Source organism: Micromonospora sp. M71_S20 (genome assembly GCF_003664255.1).
Classification (GTDB): Bacteria; Actinomycetota; Actinomycetes; order Mycobacteriales; family Micromonosporaceae; genus Micromonospora.
Window position 1 is genome coordinate 2,136,479 of sequence record NZ_RCCV01000001.1, and the last position, 19,678, is coordinate 2,156,156.

The 19,678-nt window shown below is 73.7% G+C and carries 13 protein-coding genes and 1 pseudogene; 4 read left to right on the forward strand and 10 right to left on the reverse strand.

The features are described 5' to 3' along the window. The 3 genes from DER29_RS09650 to tmk form a co-directional block, all read right to left on the reverse strand. Window positions 1-330 carry a YbaB/EbfC family nucleoid-associated protein gene (locus DER29_RS09650; protein ID WP_121397041.1) on the reverse strand — a complete coding sequence of 110 codons (330 nt, stop codon included), beginning with the start codon at window positions 328-330 and terminating at the stop codon, window positions 1-3. A gap of 182 nt (window positions 331-512) precedes the next feature. Continuing rightward, the gene (locus DER29_RS09655) at window positions 513-1,784 is read right to left on the reverse strand and encodes a DNA polymerase III subunit delta' (protein WP_121397042.1); all 1,272 of its coding nucleotides are present in this window, start codon (window positions 1,782-1,784) and stop codon (window positions 513-515) included. Next, the gene (tmk, locus tag DER29_RS09660; protein WP_233600036.1) at window positions 1,784-3,847 is read right to left on the reverse strand and encodes a dTMP kinase; all 2,064 of its coding nucleotides are present in this window, start codon (window positions 3,845-3,847) and stop codon (window positions 1,784-1,786) included. The genes DER29_RS09655 and tmk overlap by 1 nt, the downstream gene beginning before the upstream one ends. A 334-nt stretch (window positions 3,848-4,181) precedes the next feature. On the opposite strand from tmk, the gene DER29_RS09665 reads away from it, so the two are divergent. After that, window positions 4,182-5,390, forward strand: a complete 1,209-nt coding sequence (locus DER29_RS09665) for an alanine racemase (protein WP_121397043.1) — start codon at window positions 4,182-4,184, stop codon at window positions 5,388-5,390. Window positions 5,391-5,502: 112 nt separating this feature from the next. Here DER29_RS09665 and DER29_RS09670 read toward each other — a convergent pair whose 3' ends face one another. Beyond that, window positions 5,503-6,075, reverse strand: a complete 573-nt coding sequence (locus tag DER29_RS09670) for a TetR/AcrR family transcriptional regulator (RefSeq protein ID WP_121397044.1) — start codon at window positions 6,073-6,075, stop codon at window positions 5,503-5,505. A gap of 222 nt (window positions 6,076-6,297) precedes the next feature. Between DER29_RS09670 and DER29_RS09675 the strand changes: the two genes are divergently transcribed. After that, on the forward strand, window positions 6,298-7,614 hold the full coding sequence (locus DER29_RS09675; RefSeq protein ID WP_121397045.1) for a D-arabinono-1,4-lactone oxidase: 1,317 nt from the start codon (window positions 6,298-6,300) through the stop codon (window positions 7,612-7,614). A gap of 141 nt (window positions 7,615-7,755) precedes the next feature. Further along, on the forward strand, window positions 7,756-8,607 hold the full coding sequence (locus DER29_RS09680) for a hypothetical protein (RefSeq protein WP_233599700.1): 852 nt from the start codon (window positions 7,756-7,758) through the stop codon (window positions 8,605-8,607). Window positions 8,608-8,832: 225 nt separating this feature from the next. Here DER29_RS09680 and topA read toward each other — a convergent pair whose 3' ends face one another. The 6 genes from topA to DER29_RS09710 form a co-directional block, all read right to left on the reverse strand. Next, entirely contained in the window at window positions 8,833-11,673 is a 2,841-nt protein-coding gene (gene topA, locus DER29_RS09685) for a type I DNA topoisomerase (protein WP_121397046.1), read from the reverse strand. A 343-nt stretch (window positions 11,674-12,016) separates the two neighbouring features. Next, window positions 12,017-12,727 (reverse strand): hypothetical protein, encoded by a 711-nt coding sequence (locus tag DER29_RS09690; protein ID WP_199729200.1) that lies wholly within the window; start codon window positions 12,725-12,727, stop codon window positions 12,017-12,019. Continuing rightward, window positions 12,718-13,260 (reverse strand): hypothetical protein, encoded by a 543-nt coding sequence (locus tag DER29_RS09695; RefSeq protein WP_121397047.1) that lies wholly within the window; start codon window positions 13,258-13,260, stop codon window positions 12,718-12,720. Before DER29_RS09695 ends, DER29_RS09690 begins: the two co-directional genes overlap by 10 nt. A 112-nt stretch (window positions 13,261-13,372) precedes the next feature. Next, window positions 13,373-15,727 (reverse strand): sodium-translocating pyrophosphatase, encoded by a 2,355-nt coding sequence (locus DER29_RS09700; protein WP_121397048.1) that lies wholly within the window; start codon window positions 15,725-15,727, stop codon window positions 13,373-13,375. A 345-nt stretch (window positions 15,728-16,072) separates the two neighbouring features. Continuing rightward, a complete protein-coding gene (locus DER29_RS09705) occupies window positions 16,073-16,507 on the reverse strand; it encodes an ATP-binding protein (RefSeq protein ID WP_121397049.1) in 435 nt (144 codons plus the stop codon). After that, window positions 16,507-16,863 carry an STAS domain-containing protein gene (locus DER29_RS09710; protein ID WP_121397050.1) on the reverse strand — a complete coding sequence of 119 codons (357 nt, stop codon included), beginning with the start codon at window positions 16,861-16,863 and terminating at the stop codon, window positions 16,507-16,509. The genes DER29_RS09705 and DER29_RS09710 overlap by 1 nt, the downstream gene beginning before the upstream one ends. A 133-nt stretch (window positions 16,864-16,996) precedes the next feature. Between DER29_RS09710 and DER29_RS09715 the strand changes: the two are divergent. Further along, window positions 16,997-19,372 (forward strand): annotated as a pseudogene (locus tag DER29_RS09715) (DEAD/DEAH box helicase); the annotation flags it as partial. Between the last annotated feature and the right edge of the window lie 306 nt (window positions 19,373-19,678).

Here is a 19,678-nt window from a genome sequence, read left to right on the forward strand (position 1 = left end):
TCAGGCTCCCGCCAGCGGCCGGTAGGCGGCGAAGGTCTCGTTGTGCAGCTTCTCCCGGGCCCACTGGGCGGCGTCGGCCGCCGCGGTGACCGCCGCCTGCACCGAGCCGGCGACGTCGCGGGGGTTGCGGGTGTGCAGCGGGCCGAGGAAGCGCACGTCGGTGATCCGCCCGCCGGCGGTGACCACCACCTCGACCAGCCCGTCGGGCGATCGCACGGTGACCTCGACGGTCGACACCGCCTGGTCGAACTCGGTCTGGAGGGACTCGATCCGGCGGTAGCGCCGCACCGCCTCCTCGATCCAGGCCTCGTCGATCTCCCCCCGCGGCATCGGCGGACTCCTCCCGGACCAGGACATCACTGTGCGTGCCGCCACCGTCACCGCGGCACACCGGACCGTACCGCACAGCAATTGCGCCTGTCGATGCCTGTGGACAACCGGTCCGGCCGGGGGGACCTCCGTGGGGTGGGTCGACCACCGAAGGCCCGGCTCGGGCGGGCCGCTCGGCGGGCTCAGCCCTTCCAGAGCGAGAGCATCATCGCCTCGACGGCGATCCGGGGCTTGACGTTCGCCTCGATCGCCGCCCGGCACTCCAGCACCGCCTCCAGGCGGCGCAGCGCCCCCTCGGCGTCCCACTTCTGCGCGCCCGCCCCGGCCAGCGCGGCGGTGTCGGTGTGCACCGGTGCCACGGGGGCGCGCAGCGCCATGGTGAGCGCGTCGCGGTAGAAGCCGGCCAGGTCGACCAGGGCCCGGTCCAGCGCGTCGCGCTGCGCCCGGGTGGCCCGGGACCTCTGCCGCTTCTCCAGGTCCTTGAGCTGCCCGGCGGCGCCCCGCATCGCGCCGGCCGCCCCCCGCCCGGTGCCGCCGGCGCCGAGCGCGGTCTCCAGCGCCGCCCGCTCGGCCGCGTCGGCCTCCGCGACGGACGCCTCGGCCTCCGCCTCAGCCGCCTCGATCAGCGCCGACGCCGCGTCGAACGCGGCACCCACGCCGGTCAGCCGGCGCGGCACCGCGAGCACGGCCTCCCGGCGCTTGCGCGCCTCCGGGTCGCGGGCCAGCCGGCGGGCCCGCCCCACGTGCCCCTGCGCGGCCGCCGCCGCCCACCGCGCCACGTCGGGCGCGACGCCGTCGCGGCGGACCAGCACCTCGGCCACCGCCTCCGGCGCGGGCTGCGCCAGCGGTACGACCCGGCAGCGCGACCGGATGGTCACCGAGATGTCGTCCGGGTGGGTGGACGGGGCGCAGAGCAGGAAGACCGTGCGCGGCGGCGGCTCCTCGATGGCCTTGAGCAGCGCGTTGCCGGCCGCCTCGGTGAGCCGGTCGGCGTCCTCAATCACCACCACCTGCCAGCGCCCGCCCGACGGGGTGCTGGCGGCGCGCAGCACCAGCGCCCGCATCTCGTTGACGCCGATGGAGAGCCCCTCCGGCACCACCATCCGGACGTCGGCGTGGGTGCCGGTCATCGTGGTGTGGCAGCCGGGGCACTCGCCGCAGCCGATGCCGTACGCGCACTGGAGGGCGGCGGCGAAGGCCCGTGCCGCCACCGACCGGCCCGACCCGGGCGGCCCGGTGAAGATCCAGGCGTGCGTCATCCCCGCCCCCGGGTCGACGGCGGCCGTCGGCTGGCCGCCGTCGGACTCCTCGGCGAGCGCGTCGGACCCGTCCCCGGCGGCGTCGGTCGTGGACGGGGCGGCGGCGCGCAGCACGGCGGACGCCGCGGCGGCGGCGCGGCGCAGCGTGTCGACCGCCTCGTCCTGCCCGACCAGGTCGGCGAAGACGTCGGGCATCAGGTCCGGTGCTCCATCGGTACCAGCTCCGATTCGGATAACTCCGGCTGCACCGAGGTGTCCGGCCCGTGCGCGGGGCGGGGGTGCACGATGCCACCGGGGGTGCCGAACATCTCCTCGATCCGCCGGGCCACCTGTCCGGCGATCTCCTCGACCGGGCGGGACGCGTCGAGCACCAGGTAGCGCTTCGGGTCGGCGGCGGCGAGGTCGAGGAAGGCGTACCGGACCCGCTCGTGGAAGGCGACGGACTCGGCCTCCAGGTGGTCGGCCGCCTCGGCGCGGGCAGCCACCCGGGCCAGGCCGGTGTGCGGCTCGACGTCCAGCAGCACCACCAGGTCGGGCTTGAGCCCACCGGTGGCCCAGGACGAGAGCCAGGAGACCTCGTCGGCGGGGAGCGTCCGCCCCGCACCCTGGTACGCCAGGGACGAGTCGACGTACCGGTCGCTGATCACCACCGCGCCCCGGACGAGCGCCGGCCGGACGACGGTGGCCACGTGGTGCGCCCGGTCGGCGGCGTAGAGCAGCGCCTCGGCGCGCGGCGACGGCACGTCGGAGCCGGGCGCGCCGAGCAGCAGCGACCGGATCCGCTCGCCAACGGCGGTGGCGCCCGGCTCGCGGGTGACCACCACGTCGCGCCCCTGCCCGCGCAGCCGCTCGGCGAGCGCGGCGAGCTGGGTGGACTTGCCGGCGCCCTCGCCGCCCTCGAAGACCACGAAGAGGCCGGCGGAGACGAACGGCTCGGCCGGCATCAGCGGGCGGCCCCGGATCGAGCCCCAGAGGTCGGCCAGGACGGGAACGCCCTTCTTGTCGTCCATCTGCCCGAACGCGCTGATCCCGGCGAAGATACCGGCGGCTCCGGCGGCGAGCAGCAGCATTCGGGTGGACGAGATCGAGATGCCCAGGTCCGCCAGCTCCAGCCGGCGCGAGCCGCCGACGCCGGCGAGCAGGCTGCTGAGGCCGATCGCGAGGATCAGCACCAGCCGGGTGCCGATCTGCACCACCGCGAAGACCCGGCCGCGCACCTCGTCGGCGATCTCCCCGCCGAGCAGGGTGGTGCCGGAGAGGAAGGCCATGCCGGCGCCCGCGCCGACCAGGATCGCGCCGACCATCGCCATGGAGAGGTGGATGGCGAAGGCCAGGGCCATCACCGAGGCGCTGGCCAGCACGATGCTCATGCCGAACCAGCGCCGCCGGGACATGTCCTTGACGATCATCGGGCCGAGCCCGATGCCCAGGGCGAGGCCGATGAAGATGGCACCGAAGAGCAGGTAGAAGGCGGCGTCACCGGCGCCGAGCGAGGTGGCGAAGAACTTGGCGGTGCCGATCACGATGCCGCCACCGGCGAACGCGCCGAAGATGCCGAGCACCAGGCCGCGGACCAGCGGGGTCTGGCCGATGTAGCGCCAGCCCTCCTTGAACTGGCGCAGCATGCTCTGCTCGGCGCCCTCCCGCTCTGCGGACTGCCCCTGGCTGATCTCCTTGATGCCGTACGCCACCACCAGCGCGGTGGCCAGCCGGGAGAACGCGTTGAACCAGAGCGCCAGGTCGGCCGGCGCGGCCCAGTCCGGCGTCGAGCCCCCCGTGGCCGCCCGCACGATGCCGTCGAGCGCGGCGAGGACCAGCGCGGCGAGGACCGGCGTGAGGCCGTACGTGGTGATCAGCGTGAGCTGGTTGGCGGCCTCCAGCCGGGCGCGCGGGATCAGGTTGGGGACCGCGGCCTCCTTGGCCGGGATCCACAGCAGCGTGAGCGACTCGATCAGGAAGGTGGCGATCGCCGCCCAGAGGACCACCGCACCGCCGGGGGCGCCGAGCAGCGCGGCGAGCGGGATCGAGGCGAAGAGCAGGAACCGCAACACGTCGCAGATGACCATGGTCCAGCGCCGGTCGAAGCGGTCGGCGAACACGCCGGCGATCGGACCCAGCACCAGCGCCGGCAGCAGCCGGATGGCGATCACACCACCGAAGGCGGCGCCCTGGGCGGTGCTCCCCTCGACCTGGGAGGCGGCGAAGACCGACGTGGCGAGCAGGCCGAACCAGTCGCCGAAGGAGGCCGCGCCGAGCACGATCCAGAGCCGGCGGAACGGGGTGATCCGCAGCACCGAGCGGATGGCGGCGTAACCGGAGTGGTCCGCGCCGGGCTTCTCGGCGGTGCCGCCGGGCTTGGACGAGGACGACGACACGCCGGGCGACTCGCCGTTGAACTGGCTTTCGATGGCCGTACCTCCACGTGCCGGCCCATCGCTGGGCAGTCCCGGTGGAACACTCTAGACCCGGCGGGGACCCACCCCGCCGCGACATTCTCCTGTTCGCCGAGCCTAGGCCGCCGCGACCACCGCCCGCAGCCCGGACAGACGCGAGGGTATTTCGCATTGCCTCCCAGACAGTTAGCGTGCACACGTGGCCATCGAAAGCGACAAACTTCGTGAGCGCCTCGACCGGGCGACCGCGCACCTCGACCCGCCGTACGCCGTCGTGGACCTCGCGGCCTTCGACGGCAACGCCGCCGCGCTGGCCGAACGGGCCGACGGCAAGCCGGTCCGGATCGCCAGCAAGTCGGTCCGCGCCCGGGACCTGATCGGCCGGGCGCTGGCGCGACCCGGATGGCGGGGCGTGATGGCCTTCACCCTGCCCGAGGCGATCTGGCTGGTCCGCGCCGGCGTGACCGACGACGCGCTGGTGGCGTACCCCACGGCCGACCGGGGGGCGCTCGCCGCGCTCGCCGCCGACCCGGCGCTCGCCGGGGCCGTCACGCTGATGATCGACGGCACCGACCAGCTCGACCTCGTCGACGCCGTGTGCCCGCCCGGGCGCCGCCCCGAGCTGCGGGTCTGCCTGGACCTGGACGCCTCCTGGCGACCGCTGGGCGGGCGGGTGCACGTCGGGGTGCGCCGGTCGCCGGTGCACAGCGCCCGGGCCGCCGGCGCGCTCGCCGCCACCGTCGCGGCCCGCGCGGGCTTCCGGCTGGTCGGGCTGATGGCGTACGAGGCGCAGATCGCCGGCCTCGGCGACGCGCCGCCCGGGCGGGCGGTGCTCGGCTCCGCGATCCGGCTGGCCCAGCGCGGGTCGTACCGCGAGTTGCTGGCCCGCCGGGGCGCGGCGGTGGCCGCCGTACGCGAACACGCCGACCTGGAGTTCGTCAACGGCGGCGGTACCGGCAGCGTGGCCGCGACCAGCGCCGACCCCGCGGTCACCGAGGTCACCGCGGGATCGGGCCTGTACGGGCCGACGCTGTTCGACGCGTACCGCGCCTGGCGCCCCACCCCGGCGGCGTCCTTCGCCTGCGCGGTGGTCCGCCGCCCGGGGCCCGGCCTGGCCACCGTGCTCGGCGGCGGCTGGATCGCCTCCGGCCCGGCCGAGGACAGCCGGCTGCCCCGGCCGTGGCTGCCGGAGGGCCTGAAGTTCATCGGCACCGAGGGGGCCGGCGAGGTGCAGACCCCGCTGGCCGGCGCGGCGGCCGGCGCGCTGCGGGTCGGCGACCGGGTGTGGTTCCGGCACGCGAAGGCCGGCGAGCTGTGCGAGCGCGTCAACGAGTTGCACCTGGTCGAGGGGGATGCGGTCGTGGCCACCGTGCCCACCTACCGGGGCGAGGGCCACGCCTTCCTCTGATCCACCGGCCCGGCGCACCCCGGGCCACCTCCGCCCTGTCCGGCCGCCCGGCGCACCCCGGGCCGTTCGCGCCCCGGCCGCCACCCGGCCCCAAGCGCCGGCACGGTCCCGGTCAGCCGGGCTGGTCGGCGCCGGCCGGGGCGTCGACCTGACGGTGCAGGTACTCCCGGATCAGTGCCTTCGCCTCGACCAGCACGCGGTCGTCGCCCTCGGGCAGCCGGCGGAACGCCAACTTGATCAGCGCGTCGGCCGCCTCCACGGCGATCTCCAGGTGGAAGCGGAGGTCGGGCACGTCCAGCCCGAAGCGCTCGGCGAGCACGCGGGCCAACTGGTCCGCGATCACTCCGTTGTTGTCCCGCTGCTCGTCGAGCAGGTGCAGGTCGACCACGTCGCCGAAGTGCAGGGTACGGAAACCCGGAACGGTGCGGTGCATCGTGATGTACTCGTCGATGCCCGCGTCGACCCCGTCCCACCAGTGGGTCAGGTCGTCGGAGGCGAACCGCTCGTCGAGCCGCTGGAGGTAGGACTCCATCGTGCGCAGGGTCAGCGCCTGCACGATCGCCCGCTTGTCCGGGAAGAACTGGTAGACCGACCCGATCGCCACCTCGGCACGCTCGGCGAGCAGGGTCGTGGTCAGACCCTCGTACCCCACCTCGTCGACGAGTTCGGCACAGGCGTCCAGCATCCGCTGGACCCGTGCGACACTTCGACCCTGCACCGGTACGCGGCGCAGCGGCCCGGCTGTGGCGGCTGGTGTGGACACTCGCCACCCCCCTTCGACGGATGAACATATCTGCACGTCACGGGTTCGTGACTACCGGTACAACGAGCAAACCTCGATTGCGGTATTTACCTGCGACAACGTTGCTGATATGAAGTCACTTCACATTCATGTCAAGGAGTGCGCATGGCCGGTACCGCACCGCCAACCCTGACAGCCTGGTCCAACTGGGCCGGCAACCAACGCGCCAACGCCAGCGCCATCCTGCGCCCCACCTCCCTCGCCGACGTCACCGAGGCCGTCCGCGCCGCCGCGACGACCGGGGACCGGATCCGGGCGGTGGGCAGCGGCCACTCCTTCACCGGCGTCGCGGTCACCGACGGACGACGCATGGAACTGACCGACCTGCACACCGGGGTACGCGTCGACGTCGATCGCCGACTGGTCACCGTACCGGCCGGGATCACCCTGCGCGCGCTGAACGAACTGCTCGCCGCACACGGCCTGGCCCTACCCAACCTGGGCGACATCGACGCGCAGACGATCGCCGGCGCGATCTCCACCGGCACCCACGGCACCGGCGCCGGGTACGGCTGCCTGTCGACGTTCGTCGAGGCGCTCACCCTCGTCACCGGCACCGGCGAGGTGCTGCGCTGCTCCGCCGACGAGCACCCCGACGTCTTCGCCGCCGCCCGGGTGTCGCTGGGCGCCCTCGGCGTGCTCGTCGAGGTGACCCTGCGCTGCGTGGACGCCTTCGTGCTGCGCGCCCACGAGCGGCCGGCGCCACTGGCGGCCGTGCTCGACGAGTTGCCCTCGCTGATCGACAGGCACGACCACGTCGAGTTCTACTGGTTCCCGTACACCGAGCGCGTGCAGGTCAAGGCCAACGACCGGGTGGCCGTCGACGACCGGCCGCTGCCCCGGTGGCGCGGCTGGCTGGACGACGAGTTCCTCTCCAACACCCTCTTCGCGGCGGCCTGCCGCCTCGGCCGCGCCGTGCCGGCGCTCGCCCCCCGCATCAGCGCCGTCTCCGCCCGCGCGCTCACCGAGCGCCGCTACACCGGCCGCTCCGACCGGGTCTTCTGCACCCCGCGCCGGGTCCGCTTCACCGAGATGGAGTACGCGCTGCCGCGCGACGCCCTGCGCGAGGCGCTCGACGCGCTGCGCCGGATCGTCGACGGGCTGCCGTTCAAGGTGCTCTTCCCGGTCGAGGTGCGCTTCACCGCCGCCGACGACATCTGGCTCTCCCACGGCTACGGGCGCGAGTCGGCGTACGTGGCCGTCCACCAGTACGTCGGCATGCCGTACGAGCCGTACTTCCGGGCCTTCGAGCAGGTCGCCGCGAGCCTCGGCGGCCGGCCCCACTGGGGCAAGCTGCACTGGCGCGACGCGGAGTCGCTCGCGACGGTCTACCCCCGCTGGGCGGACTTCCAGGCGCTGCGCGCCCGCCTGGACCCGCACCACCTCTTCACCAACCCCCACCTGACCCGAGTCCTGGGCTGATCCCCCTCCGCGCTGCCCGCGCGAAGCGCACTCGCCGCGATCTTGGTACGAATCGGCCCCTGCGGGGGCGCGCTCGTACCAAGATCTGTCCGTCGTCCACAGGGGCGGACGCGGGCGGTGCGGGGTGGGCAGAGTGCGGGTGTGGTCAAGTCTTCCAGGTCGTTGGCAGGGTTGGGGCGGGCGCTGCCGGCTGACGACGCCGACGAGTTGACCTGGTTGCTGTTCCGTCAGGAAGACGTGATCAGCCTCGACCAGGCACGGCGCCACCTGTCGCCGAAGGCGATCCGACACCGGGTCGCCACCCACCGTTGGCGCCAGGTGCACCGTGCCGTCCTCGTCGCCCACAACGGTCCGGTCGGTCCGGCACAGCATCGATGGATCGCCGTGCTCGCCGCCGGGCCGGCCGCGGTGCTCGGCGGGCTCACCGCGGCGCAGGCCTGGGGACTACGCGGCTACGACAGCCGGATCGTGGACGTGCTCCTGCCGGCCGCACACCAGAGCCGCGCCCTGCCGCCCGGCGTACGCCTGCACCGGACCACCCTGCTCGGCGACGAGGACGTGCTGCACGTCGGGCAGCCGCCCCGCACCATGCCGGCCCGGTCGCTGGTGGACGCGGCACAGTGGGCGGCGACCGACGAGCAGGCTCGGGCGGTCATCGCCGCCGGTTTCCAACAACGCCTCGTCGGCGGCGACGACCTGCACCTGATCCTGGACGGGATGCCCCGGGTCCGGGTTCGCAACCTGATCCGGCAGACCGCTGCGGACGCCGCCGGTGGCGCGCACTCCCTGGCCGAGCTGGACTTCCTCGACCTGATCCGGCGAGCGGGGCTGCCCGAGCCGTCCCGACAGGCCGTCCGGCGTGACACCTGTGGGCGCCGCCGCTACCTCGACGTGTGGTTCGGGCAGTGGCGGGTGCACGTGGAGATCGACGGCGGGCAGCACCTCGACCCGGGCACCGCCTGGGCGGACATGCGCCGGCAGAACGCCCTGTAAATCGACGGCGACCGGGTACTCCGCTTCCCCGCCTGGGCGGTACGCAACGATTCTCGGACCGTCCTCGCCCAGGTCCGGGCAGCCCTGCAAGCCGCCGGTTGGCCGGGCCAGTCCTGACCCGAATCCGCCCAGCTGCGCCGGATCTTGGTACGAACACGCCCTCCGCGGGGCACGCTCGTACCAAGATCTCTGGCGGCAGCAGTTGCCGGCTGGCGAGCCGGGCGGTCAGTCGGTGCTGGTGGTGGCCTTTCGGGGGGCCGCCTTCTTCGCCGGGGTCTTCCTGGCGGTGGTGGCCTTGGCCGTCGTGGTCTTCTTGGCCGCCGTCGACTTGGTCGCCGCAGCCGTCTTCTTCGCCGCTGTGGCCTTCTTGGCGGGCGCCTTCTTAGCGGCGGTCTTCTTCGCGGCGGTCTTCTTCGGCGCCGGCCCCTTCGCCCGCTTCTCGGCGAGCATCTCGGAGGCCTCCTCGATGGTCAACGCCTCCGGGGTCTGGCCGCGCCGCAGCGACGCGTTCGTCTCGCCGTCGGTGACGTACGGGCCGAACCGGCCGTCCTTGATGACCAGCGGCTTCTCGGTCAGCGGGTCGACGCCCATCTCCCGCAGGGGCGGCGCGGCGGCCCGGCGCTGGCGGGCCTTCGGGGCCGACAGCAGTGCCAGCGCCTCGTCCAGCGTGACGGTGAACATCTTCTCTTCGGAGTCCAGCGAGCGGAACTCGTCACCCTGCTTGACGTACGGGCCGTAGCGGCCGTTGTTCGCGAAAACCTCGGTGCCGTCCGGGGCCACCCCGACCAGCCGGGGCAGGCTGAGCAGCTTCAGCGCCTCGTCGAAGGTCAGCGAGTCCGGCGACTGCGAGCGCAGCAGCGACGACTTGCGCTCGCCGCTGGCCACGTAAGGGCCGAAGCGGCCCGACTTGAGCAGGATCGGCTCACCGGTGGCCGGGTCGTCGCCGAGCTTGCGCTCGCCCCCGCCGCCGAGGAACAGCTCGTGCACCTTCTCCGGGGTCAGCTCGTCCGGCGCCAGCCCCTCGGGGATCGGTGCCCGGTCGCCCTGACCGCCGCCCTCCTCGCCCTCGGCGGCCGGCGCCTGCTGCTCGCCCGGCACCGCCCGCTGGAGGTACGGCCCGTAGCGGCCCACCCGTACGACGACCTCGCGGCCCTCGTCGTCGGTGAACAGCGGGATCGAGTTGACGCTGCGCGCGTCGATCTCGTTGAGGTTCTCGGTGACCAGCTTCTTCAACCCGCCCGAGCGGGCGATGTCCTGGTCACCGGCGCCGTTGGCGCTGCCGAAGTAGAACGCGGTGAGGAAGTCGACGGCGGCGTGGTCGCCGCCGGCGATCTCGTCCAGCTCGTTCTCCATGCTGGCGGTGAAGTCGTAGTCGATCAGGCGCGGGTAGTGCCGCTCCAGCAGGCCGATCACGGCGAAGGCCAGGAAGGTCGGGATCATCGCCTGGCCGCGCTTGGTCACGTACCCGCGGTCCTGGATCGTCTGCATGATCGACGCGTACGTCGACGGGCGGCCGATGCCCAGCTCCTCCAGCGCCTTCACCAGCGACGCCTCGGTGTAGCGCGACGGCGGCTGGGTGTGGTGGCCCTGCGCGGCCAGCTCGTCGGCGGTGAGCGGCTGGTCCTTGACCAGGTTGGGCAGGCGACGCTCGGCGTCCTCGGCCTCGGCGTTCTCGTCGTCGCTGGACTCGACGTACGCCCGCAGGAAGCCCGGGTCGGTGATGGTCTTGCCGGTCGCGCCGAAGTCGGCCTCCTCCTGGGCGGAGGAGACGGCGCGGATGCGCACCGAGACGCTGGAGCCGACGGCGTCGGTCATCTGCGAGGCGATGGTGCGCCGCCAGATCAGCTCGTAGAGCTTGAACTCCTCGGCCGACAGCTCCTTTGCCACGTCGCCCGGGGTGCGGAAGTTGTCCCCCGCCGGGCGGATCGCCTCGTGCGCCTCCTGCGCGTTCTTCACCTTGCCGGTGTAGCGGCGCGGCTCCGGCGGCACGCTGCGCTCGCCGTACAGCTCGACGATCTGCCGGCGGGCCGCCGCGATGGCGGTCTCCGACAGGTTCACCGAGTCAGTACGCATGTAGGTGATGTAGCCGTTCTCGTAGAGCCGCTGCGCCGTGCGCATCGTCTGCTGCGACGAGAACCGCAGCTTGCGGGCCGCCTCCTGCTGGAGGGTCGAGGTGATGAACGGCGCGTACGGGCGGCGGCGGTAGGGCTTCTCCTCGACCCGGGTGACGGTGAACGGCCGCCCCTCCAGGCGGGCCGCGAGACCCCGGGCGCCGCCGGAGTCGAGGTGCACGACGCCCGCGCCGGCCCTCACCCGGCCGGTGGTCGGCTCGAAGTCCTTGCCGGTGGCGATCCGGTCGCCGTTCAGCGCGACCAGGGTGGCGTTGAAGGTGCGCGGCCCCTCGCCGGCGTTCGTAACGGCGAGCGTGGCCAGGATGTCCCAGTATTCCGCCGTGCGGAAGGCCATCCGCTGCCGCTCGCGCTCCACCACGATCCGGGTCGCCACGGACTGCACCCGGCCCGCCGAGAGCTTCGGCATGACCTTCTTCCACAGCACGGGCGAGACCTCGTAGCCGTAGAGGCGGTCGAGGATGCGCCGGGCCTCCTGGGCGTCGACCAGGTCCCGGTCGATCTCGCGGGGGTTGGCCACCGCGGCCTGGATGGCCGGCTTGGTGATCTCGTGGAAGACCATCCGCTTGACCGGCACCTTGGGCTTGAGCGTCTCCACCAGGTGCCAGGCGATCGCCTCGCCCTCGCGGTCCTCATCCGTCGCCAGGAAGATCTCGTCGACCTCCTTGGCCAGCTTCACCAGCTTGCTGATCTGCTGCTTCCGGTCGGCGGAGACCACGTAGAGGGCGTGGAAGCCGTTGTCGACGTCCACCCCGAGCCGGGCCCACGGCTCGCCCTTGTACTTGGCCGGCACGTCGGCGGCGTTGCGCGGGAGGTCCCGGACGTGGCCGAAGCTGGCCTCCACGACGTACCCCGGGCCGAGATAGCCCGAGATCGTCTTGGCCTTCGCCGGTGACTCGACGATGACCAGACGGGTGGTTCCAGCTCTGCTCGGCACGTCTCTCCCCGACCTCACTCCTGCTCGTAGCCACCGGCGCCCGGTTCGGGCCACTTTCGGCCCGCCGACCCCCGGCGGTCCGGATGTCCAACGTAACGCGCCGCCCGCGTTTCGGGTTTCGCGGGCGGCAAACCGTCCCGGCGGGGCGGCCTATTTCTCCGCCGACGGCGGGGCGTGCCGGACGGCGCCACCGTACACCGTGCGTGTGCCGCCGGGCGGGACACTGTGACGATGGCGGACCCTCGGCCGAGGCGCCACCCGGCCGTTTTCCAAAAATTGCGCACTTGCTGTCCCCCATCGGACAGGGCGCGACCGGCTCGACGGGGCGGGCGCCGACGGGCGGTCAGGAGCGGGCCGGCCACTCCGTCGCGGGGGCGGCGGGCGGCGGGTCGCCCACCAGCTCGGCCAGGCGGGCGAGCCGCCGTCGGCCGGTGATCCGGTACGCGGGCCCGCCCTCGCCGGGCCCGAGCAGCGCCCCGGAGACGCCGACCGCGTCGAGCGCCCCGCCGACCGGTGCCCAGCACTCCTCGTCCGCGGCGCCGAGCCGGAGCAGGAAGCCGGACGGCTCGACGGCCCCCGCGGCGGCGAGCCAGAGCCGCAGCCGCCGCCCGTTGAGGTGGAAGCCGGCGGGCGGGCGCTTGCCCGCACCGCGCAGCCAGGCCACCGCGAGCGGCTTCAGCGAGCGGGCGTACGAGGTGCGCACCGCGTGCCGCCCGTCGGTGGTCGCCTCCCAGGTGGCCGCCACCCCGCGCAGCGCCAGCTCGGCGACGAGGACGTGCACCCGCCAGGCCGCGTCGACCACCACCGAGAGCCGGGCCGTGCCACCCATCCGGACCGCCTCGCCCGGGCCGGCCAGCAGCCCGGCGAGATCGGCGACGGACGGATCCGCCGCCTCCGCGCCGAAGAAGGTCAGCTGCCGGGCGGATTCGTCGGCGTCGGCCGGCGGGGGCGGGGCGGCCCGGCGGGCGACCGGCGCGACCCGGTCCGCAGGCGCCGGGAAGAGCACCGGCAGCGCTTCGCCGCCCGACGGGTCACCGGTCCCGCTCAGCGACACTCCGGCACCTCGTCGAAGGCGCGTTTCAACTCCTCGGAGTTGAGCCGGCTGGTGTCGAGCGCGCTGGCGTCGTACTCCTTGTTCAGGGTGTCCACGGCGGCCCGGACGCCGTCGTAGAAGACGGTGGGCTGGCCGGTGCCCAGCCCGTCGATGGTGTCGCGGGCCCTGCCGTACGCGTCGCGCACCTTCGCCAGCGAGGCCCGGAAGCCCGCCGACACCTCCTCGCCCTGCTCGGCGTCGGGGATGCCGGCCTCCTCGACCTTGCGCCGGGCGGTCTCGCTGGCCTGCTCCGCGCCGCCGAAGAGCCGCACCAGGTTCTCCTTCGCCTGCGCCGGGGTGGTCTGGGCGGTCATCTGCTGGTCGGTGCTGCTGGTCAGCTTGCTGATCTCGGCCCGCCACGGGGTGAGCGCGGAGCAGACCGACGCCGCCCACGCCCGCGGGCTGGGGCCGCCGCCACAGCCGGCCAGCACGAGTACGAGCGTGGCCAGGACCACCGTGAGCTTTCCGGCGGCTGCCGCCCGGCACGTGCGCATGCGTTGCAGCGTACGGCCTCTGTCGAGTCCGGGCACCGGACAGGTTTGCCGGGTGTACGGGTGGTCCCCGGCCGGCCGCGCGGGCCGACCGGGGACCGGGATGCCGGACGGATCAGGCGTTGACCGTCTCCGGCCGCTGGTCCGGGCTGCCCGCGCCGCTGCCGGAGTCGGAGTCGGACATCGCCACGCCCTTGCGCTTGCTGAACACCACCGCCGCGGCGATGATCAGCGTCGCGGCGACGGCGATCCCCACCCGCAGGGCGGTGTTCCGCTCGTCGCCCACGCTCCAGGCCACCACGGCCGGCGCGATCAGCAGCGAGACCAGGTTCATCACCTTGATCAGCGGGTTGATCGCCGGGCCGGCGGTGTCCTTGAACGGGTCGCCGACGGTGTCGCCGATGACCGTGGCGGCGTGCGACTCGGAGCCCTTGCCGCCGTACGCGCCGTCCTCGACGAGCTTCTTGGCGTTGTCCCACGCGCCGCCGGAGTTCGACAGGAAGACCGCCATCAGCGTGCCGGCGCCGATCGCACCGGCCAGGTACGCGGCCAGCGCGCCCGGCCCGAGGCCGAAGCCCACCGCGATCGGCGCGAGGATGGCGAGCAGACCGGGGGTCATCAGCTCGCGCTGCGCGTCCCGGGTGCAGATGTCGACGACCTTGCCGTACTCGGGGCGCTGGGTGCCGTCCATGATGCCGGGCAGCTCGCGGAACTGCCGGCGTACCTCCATCACGACCGCGCCCGCCGAGCGGGAGACCGCGTTGATGGCCAGGCCGGAGAAGAGGAACACCACCGCCGCGCCGATGATCAGGCCGACCAGGTTGCGCGGGTTCGCCACGTTCAGCGAGTTGAGGATCTCGGCACCGACGTCGCCCACCCCGGCGTCCGCGTACGCCGTGCGCAGCGTGTCGGTGTACGAGCCGAACAGCGCCGTCGCGGCGAGCACCGCCGTGGCGATCGCGATGCCCTTGGTGATCGCCTTGGTGGTGTTGCCGACCGCGTCCAGCTCGGTGAGCGTCCGGGCGCCGTGCTCGTCGATGTCGCCGGACATCTCCGCCACGCCCTGGGCGTTGTCGGAGATCGGGCCGAAGGTGTCCATCGCGACGATCACGCCGACCGTGGTGAGCAGGCCGGTGCCGGCCATCGCCACGGCGAACAGCGAGAGCGTGATGGAGCTGCCGCCGAGCAGGAACGCGCCGAACACGCCGGCGCCGATCAGCAGCGCCGAGTAGACCGCCGACTCCAGGCCGACGCTGATGCCGGCGAGGATGACGGTGGCGGCGCCCGTCTGGGAGCTCTTGCCGATGTCCTGCACCGGGCGCCGGTTGGTCTCGGTGAAGTAGCCGGTCAGCGCCTGGATGGCCGCCGCCAGCACGATGCCGATGACGACCGCGCCGATGGCGACCACCCGCGGGTTCTCGTCGACGTCGGTCAGCCCGCCCTCCAGCTCGGCGAAGGTGGCTGGCAGGTACGCGTAGGTGGCGATCGCCACCAGCACCGCGGAGAGCACCGCCGAGATGTAGAAGGCCCGGTTGATCGCGGTCAGGCCGCTGCGGTCGGAGGCGCGCAGCCGGGTGATGAAGACGCCGACGATCGCGATGAGCACGCCGATGGTGGAGACGATCAGCGGGAAGACCAGGCCCTCCTCGCCGAAGGCGGCGCGGCCGAGGATCAGCGCGGCGACCAGGGTGACCGCGTACGACTCGAAGAGGTCGGCGGCCATGCCGGCGCAGTCACCCACGTTGTCGCCCACGTTGTCGGCGATCGTGGCGGCGTTGCGCGGGTCGTCCTCGGGGATGCCCTGCTCGACCTTGCCGACCAGGTCGGCGCCGACGTCGGCGGCCTTGGTGAAGATACCGCCGCCGACCCGCATGAACATGGCGAGCAGCGCGGCGCCGAAGCCGAAGCCCTCCAGCACGGTCGGCGCGTCGCTGCGGTAGAACAGCACGACCAGCGCGGCACCAAAGAGGCCGAGGCCGACGGTGAGGAAGCCGACCACGCCGCCCGTACGGAAGGCGATCTTCATCGCGGCCTCCCGGCCGCCCTCGCGCTCCCGGGCGGCGGCGGCGACCCGCAGGTTGGCCCGGGTGGCCAGCCACATGCCCGCGCCGCCGATGAACGCGCTGAACAGCGCGCCCACGACGAAGAAGACGGACCGGCCGATCTTCACCGCCGTCTCGCTGCCGTCGGTGCCGTGCACCGGCAGCAGGAAGAGCAGCACCACGGCGATGACCACGAAGATCGCCAGGGTCCGGAACTGCCGGAGCAGGTAGGCCGAGGCGCCCTCCTGGACCGCGCCGGAGATCTCCTGCATTTTGTTGGTGCCCTTGCCGGCGGCCAGTACGGCCTTCGTCAGCGCGCCGGCGAAGGCGAGCGCCACCAGCGCGATGACCGCGGCGATGACGACGTACGTGACGTTGTTTCCGGTGAGGGAGATCCCGCCGCCCTCGGCGGCCAAGGTGTCGGACATCTGTGTCCTCCTGTACCGAACGCTCGCGCCGGCCGGTGGAGACGCACCGGCCCGGCGCCTGGATGCGGAGTCGCAAGCGCGCGCCATCCCACCCCGAACGGACCAGCGAGGAACGACAGTTCGCGCTGGGTGCGGGATGGATCACTTGCTGACAACTCGCGTACTGTAGCCCTCCACAGTGTTGGAGGTCACATCGAGGGGGCACCGCGCCGCGATGATCTTCGTCGCTGTGTTATGAGGAAAAATCTGATATAGGAGCCCATCCATGCCGAAGAGGCCGCGCCCCGGTGGGACGCGGCCTCTCACGGCGTACGACGCCCTCGGCGAGGGCGGTGGAAGATCAGCTCAGCGGCCGACGGGCCAGACCATCCGCACCTCGGTGCCGATGCCCTCGTCGACCGGGCGGACCTGGAGGTCCTCGACGAAACCGGCCAGCAGCGCGAAGCCGACGCCGGTGGTGAGGTCGTCCTCGTTGAGCGACTCGTTGGCGAGCTGGTCGGCGTTCAGCGCGGCCAGGCCGAGACCGGCCTCGATCGGCGCGCGGTCGACGACGCGCACCGCGTACGCCCCCGTGTCGGACATCTCGACGAGCACGGGCTCGGACACGCCGTACTGGCGGTGCAGGGCGACCGCGCGGGTGCACGCCTCACCGATGGCCAGCCGCACCTCGTCGAGCAGCTCCTCGCGGACCCCGGCCCGCCGGGCGACCGCCACGCCGACCAGGCGCGCGGTGCGCACGTGCACCGGGGCCGGCGAGAAGGAGAGCTTGACCGTGGCCATCAGACGCCGGTGCCGGCCGAATCGGTGCCGATCGCCGCGTCGACCGTGGGATGCAGCGGGAAGACCTGGTCCAGGGCGGTGATCCGGAAGATCTTGAGCAGCGGCTCCTTGTCGCAGACCAGGGCGAACGAGCCGCCGGCCGCGCGCAGCCGCTTGAGCGCGCCGACCAGCACGCCCAGCCCCGTGGAGTCGAGGAAGTCCACCCGCCCCAGGTCGACCACGACGTGGCGGGCCCCACCGTCGATCAGCTCGAGGAGCCGCTCCCGTAGCCGGGGCGCGGTGTAGACGTCCACCTCACCGCCGACCTCGAGCACCGTGTGCTCGCCCACGGTGCGGGTCGCCAGCGACAGCTCCATCGGTCCTCCCTCGCAAGAGCCGTAAACTCTCCTGGGCATCTAACCATCCCCGCCGGATACCGGCTCTGCTCGGCGGCGGAGGCCTCCCCTTACCCCCGCCCCCCGCTTTCCATCTCCGAACACCAGTGCGAGAGTGCAGGACGTGACCTCCGAACCGGCGCGCCGCAACCCGGGGCCGTCGTCCGCAGCCACCGTAGTCGCAGGTGGCGGGCCCGGGCGAGCGCCGGCCGACCTGCTGGGCCGGCTGCGAGCCCGTACCGGCGCCGACCCGGTCACGCACGTCGAGCGGGTGCCGGCGCGGCCCGGCGAGCCCGCCCCGTGGCCGGACTGGGCACCGGAGGAACTGCGCGCGGCGTTCGCCCGGCGCGGCGTGGTCGCGCCCTGGCGGCACCAGGCGGAGGCGGCCACCCTGGCGTACGACGGCCGGCACGTGGTGGTGGCCACCGGCACGGCGTCCGGCAAGTCCCTGGCCTACCAGCTTCCCGCGCTGGCCACCCTGCTCGCCGACCCTCGCGCCACCGTGCTCTACCTGGCGCCGACGAAGGCGCTCTCCGCCGACCAGTTGCGCGCCGTCGCCGCGCTGGAACTGGAGGGGGTACGCCCCGCCTGCTACGACGGGGACACCCCGCGCGCCGAGCGGGAGTGGATCCGCAAGCACTCCCGGTTCGTGCTGACCAACCCCGACATGCTGCACCACGGCATCCTGCCCGGGCACGCCCAGTGGTCCGGCTTCCTGCGCCGGCTCACGTACGTGGTGATCGACGAGTGCCACACCTACCGGGGGGTCTTCGGCTCGCACGTCGCGCACGTGCTCCGCCGGCTGCGGCGGCAGTGCGCCCGGTTCCGGAGCACGCCCGTCTTCGTACTGGCCTCGGCCACCTCCGGCGACCCGGCGACGGCTGCCGGGCGGCTCACCGGGCTGCCCGTCACCGCCGTCACCGAGGACACCTCGCCGCGGGGCGGGGTGACGTTCGCGCTCTGGGAGCCGCCGCTGCTGCCGCCGGACTCCGCCGCCGACCAGCAGGCGGACCTCACCCAGGTCCGCCGCTCTGCGCTGCGGGAGACGGCCGACCTGCTCGCCGACACGGTCGCCGAGGGGGTACGCACGCTGGCCTTCGTACGCTCCCGGCGCGGCGCCGAGGTGGTCGCCGCGAACGCCCGCCGCGCCCTCGACGAGGCGGTGCCCGGGCTCGGCGACCGGGTGGCCGCCTACCGGGCCGGCTACCTGCGCGAGGAGCGACGGGAACTGGAGCGGGCGCTGCTGCACGGCGACCTGCTCGGGCTGGCCTCGACCAACGCGCTGGAGCTGGGCGTCGACCTGGTCGGCCTCGACGCGGTGCTGATCTGCGGCTACCCGGGCACCCGGGCCTCGCTGTGGCAGCAGGCCGGCCGGGCGGGGCGCTCCGGGCAGGAGGCGCTCGCCGTGCTGGTCGCCCGGGACGACCCGCTGGACACCTATCTCGTGCACCATCCCGAGGCGGTGTTCGGCCGGCCGGTGGAGGCGACCGTGCTCGACCCGGCCAACCCGTACGTGCTGGCGCCGCAGCTCGCCTGCGCGGCGGTCGAGGCGCCGCTGACCCCCGACGACCTGGCGCTCTTCGGCGACGGGGCGAAGGAGGCGGTGGACCAACTGGTGGCGGCGGGGGCGCTGCGGCAGCGGCCGACCGGCTGGTACTGGCGGCACCGGGAGCGGCCGGAGGTGGACCTGCGCGGCGAGGGCGGCGCACCGGTCTGCGTGGTCGAGGCGGCGACCGGGCGGCTGCTCGGCACCGTCGACGGCGGCTCGTCACACTTCCTGCTCCACCCCGGCGCGGTCTACCTGCACCAGGGCGTCTCGTACGTGGTCGACTCGCTCGACCTGGCCGACGGGTGCGCGCTGGTGCACCCCGAGGAGCCGGACTGGTCCACCCACGCCCGCGACGTCACCTCGCTGTCGGTGGTGTCGGTCCGCTCGTACGTGGACGCCGGTCCCGTCGGGCTCTTCCTCGGCGAGGTCGACGTGACCAGCCAGGTGGTGTCGTACCAGCGACGGCGCATCGCCACCGGAGAGGTCATCGACACCCGCCCGCTGGACCTGCCGGCCCGGGAACTGCGTACGGTCGCGGTCTGGTTCACCCTGTCGCCGCAGTCCCTGACGGCCGCCGGGGTGGAACCCGCCGACGTGCCGGGCGCGCTGCACGCCGCCGAACACGCCGCGATCGGCCTGCTGCCGCTCACCGCGACCTGCGACCGCTGGGACATCGGCGGGCTCTCCACTGCGGTGCACCCGGACACCGAGGCCCCGACGGTCTTCGTCTACGACGGGCACCCGGGTGGGGCGGGCTTCGCCGAGCGCGCGTACGGGACGGCGGCGGCCTGGCTGCGGGCCACCCGCGACGCGATCGCGGAGTGCGGCTGCGAGACGGGCTGCCCGTCCTGCGTGCAGTCCCCGAAGTGCGGCAACGGCAACAACCCGCTCTCCAAGCCGGACGCGGTCAGGGTGCTGGACGTGGTGCTCGCCAACCTGCCCGACGGCGTACCGGCCCCCCGCACGTCCGGCGACTCGTCCGGCGGCTCCTCCAGCGACTCGTCCGACCTTCGGTCCGGCGGTTCGTCCGGCGTTCCGTCCGGCGGCTCCTCCAGCGGCTCGCCCGGCGGTTCGTCCGGCGGTTCGTCCGGCGGCGATGTCGCGGTCCCGGGCCGCCGCGCGGTTCGAGGCGCCGTCCTGCCGGGCGGCCCTCCGGTTCCGGGGGAACGCGTCGCTCCGGACGACGTCGCCGCGGGCGGCCCCGGGGGTTTGGGTGGCTCCCCGTCCCGGGTGGTGGAGACCGGTTCG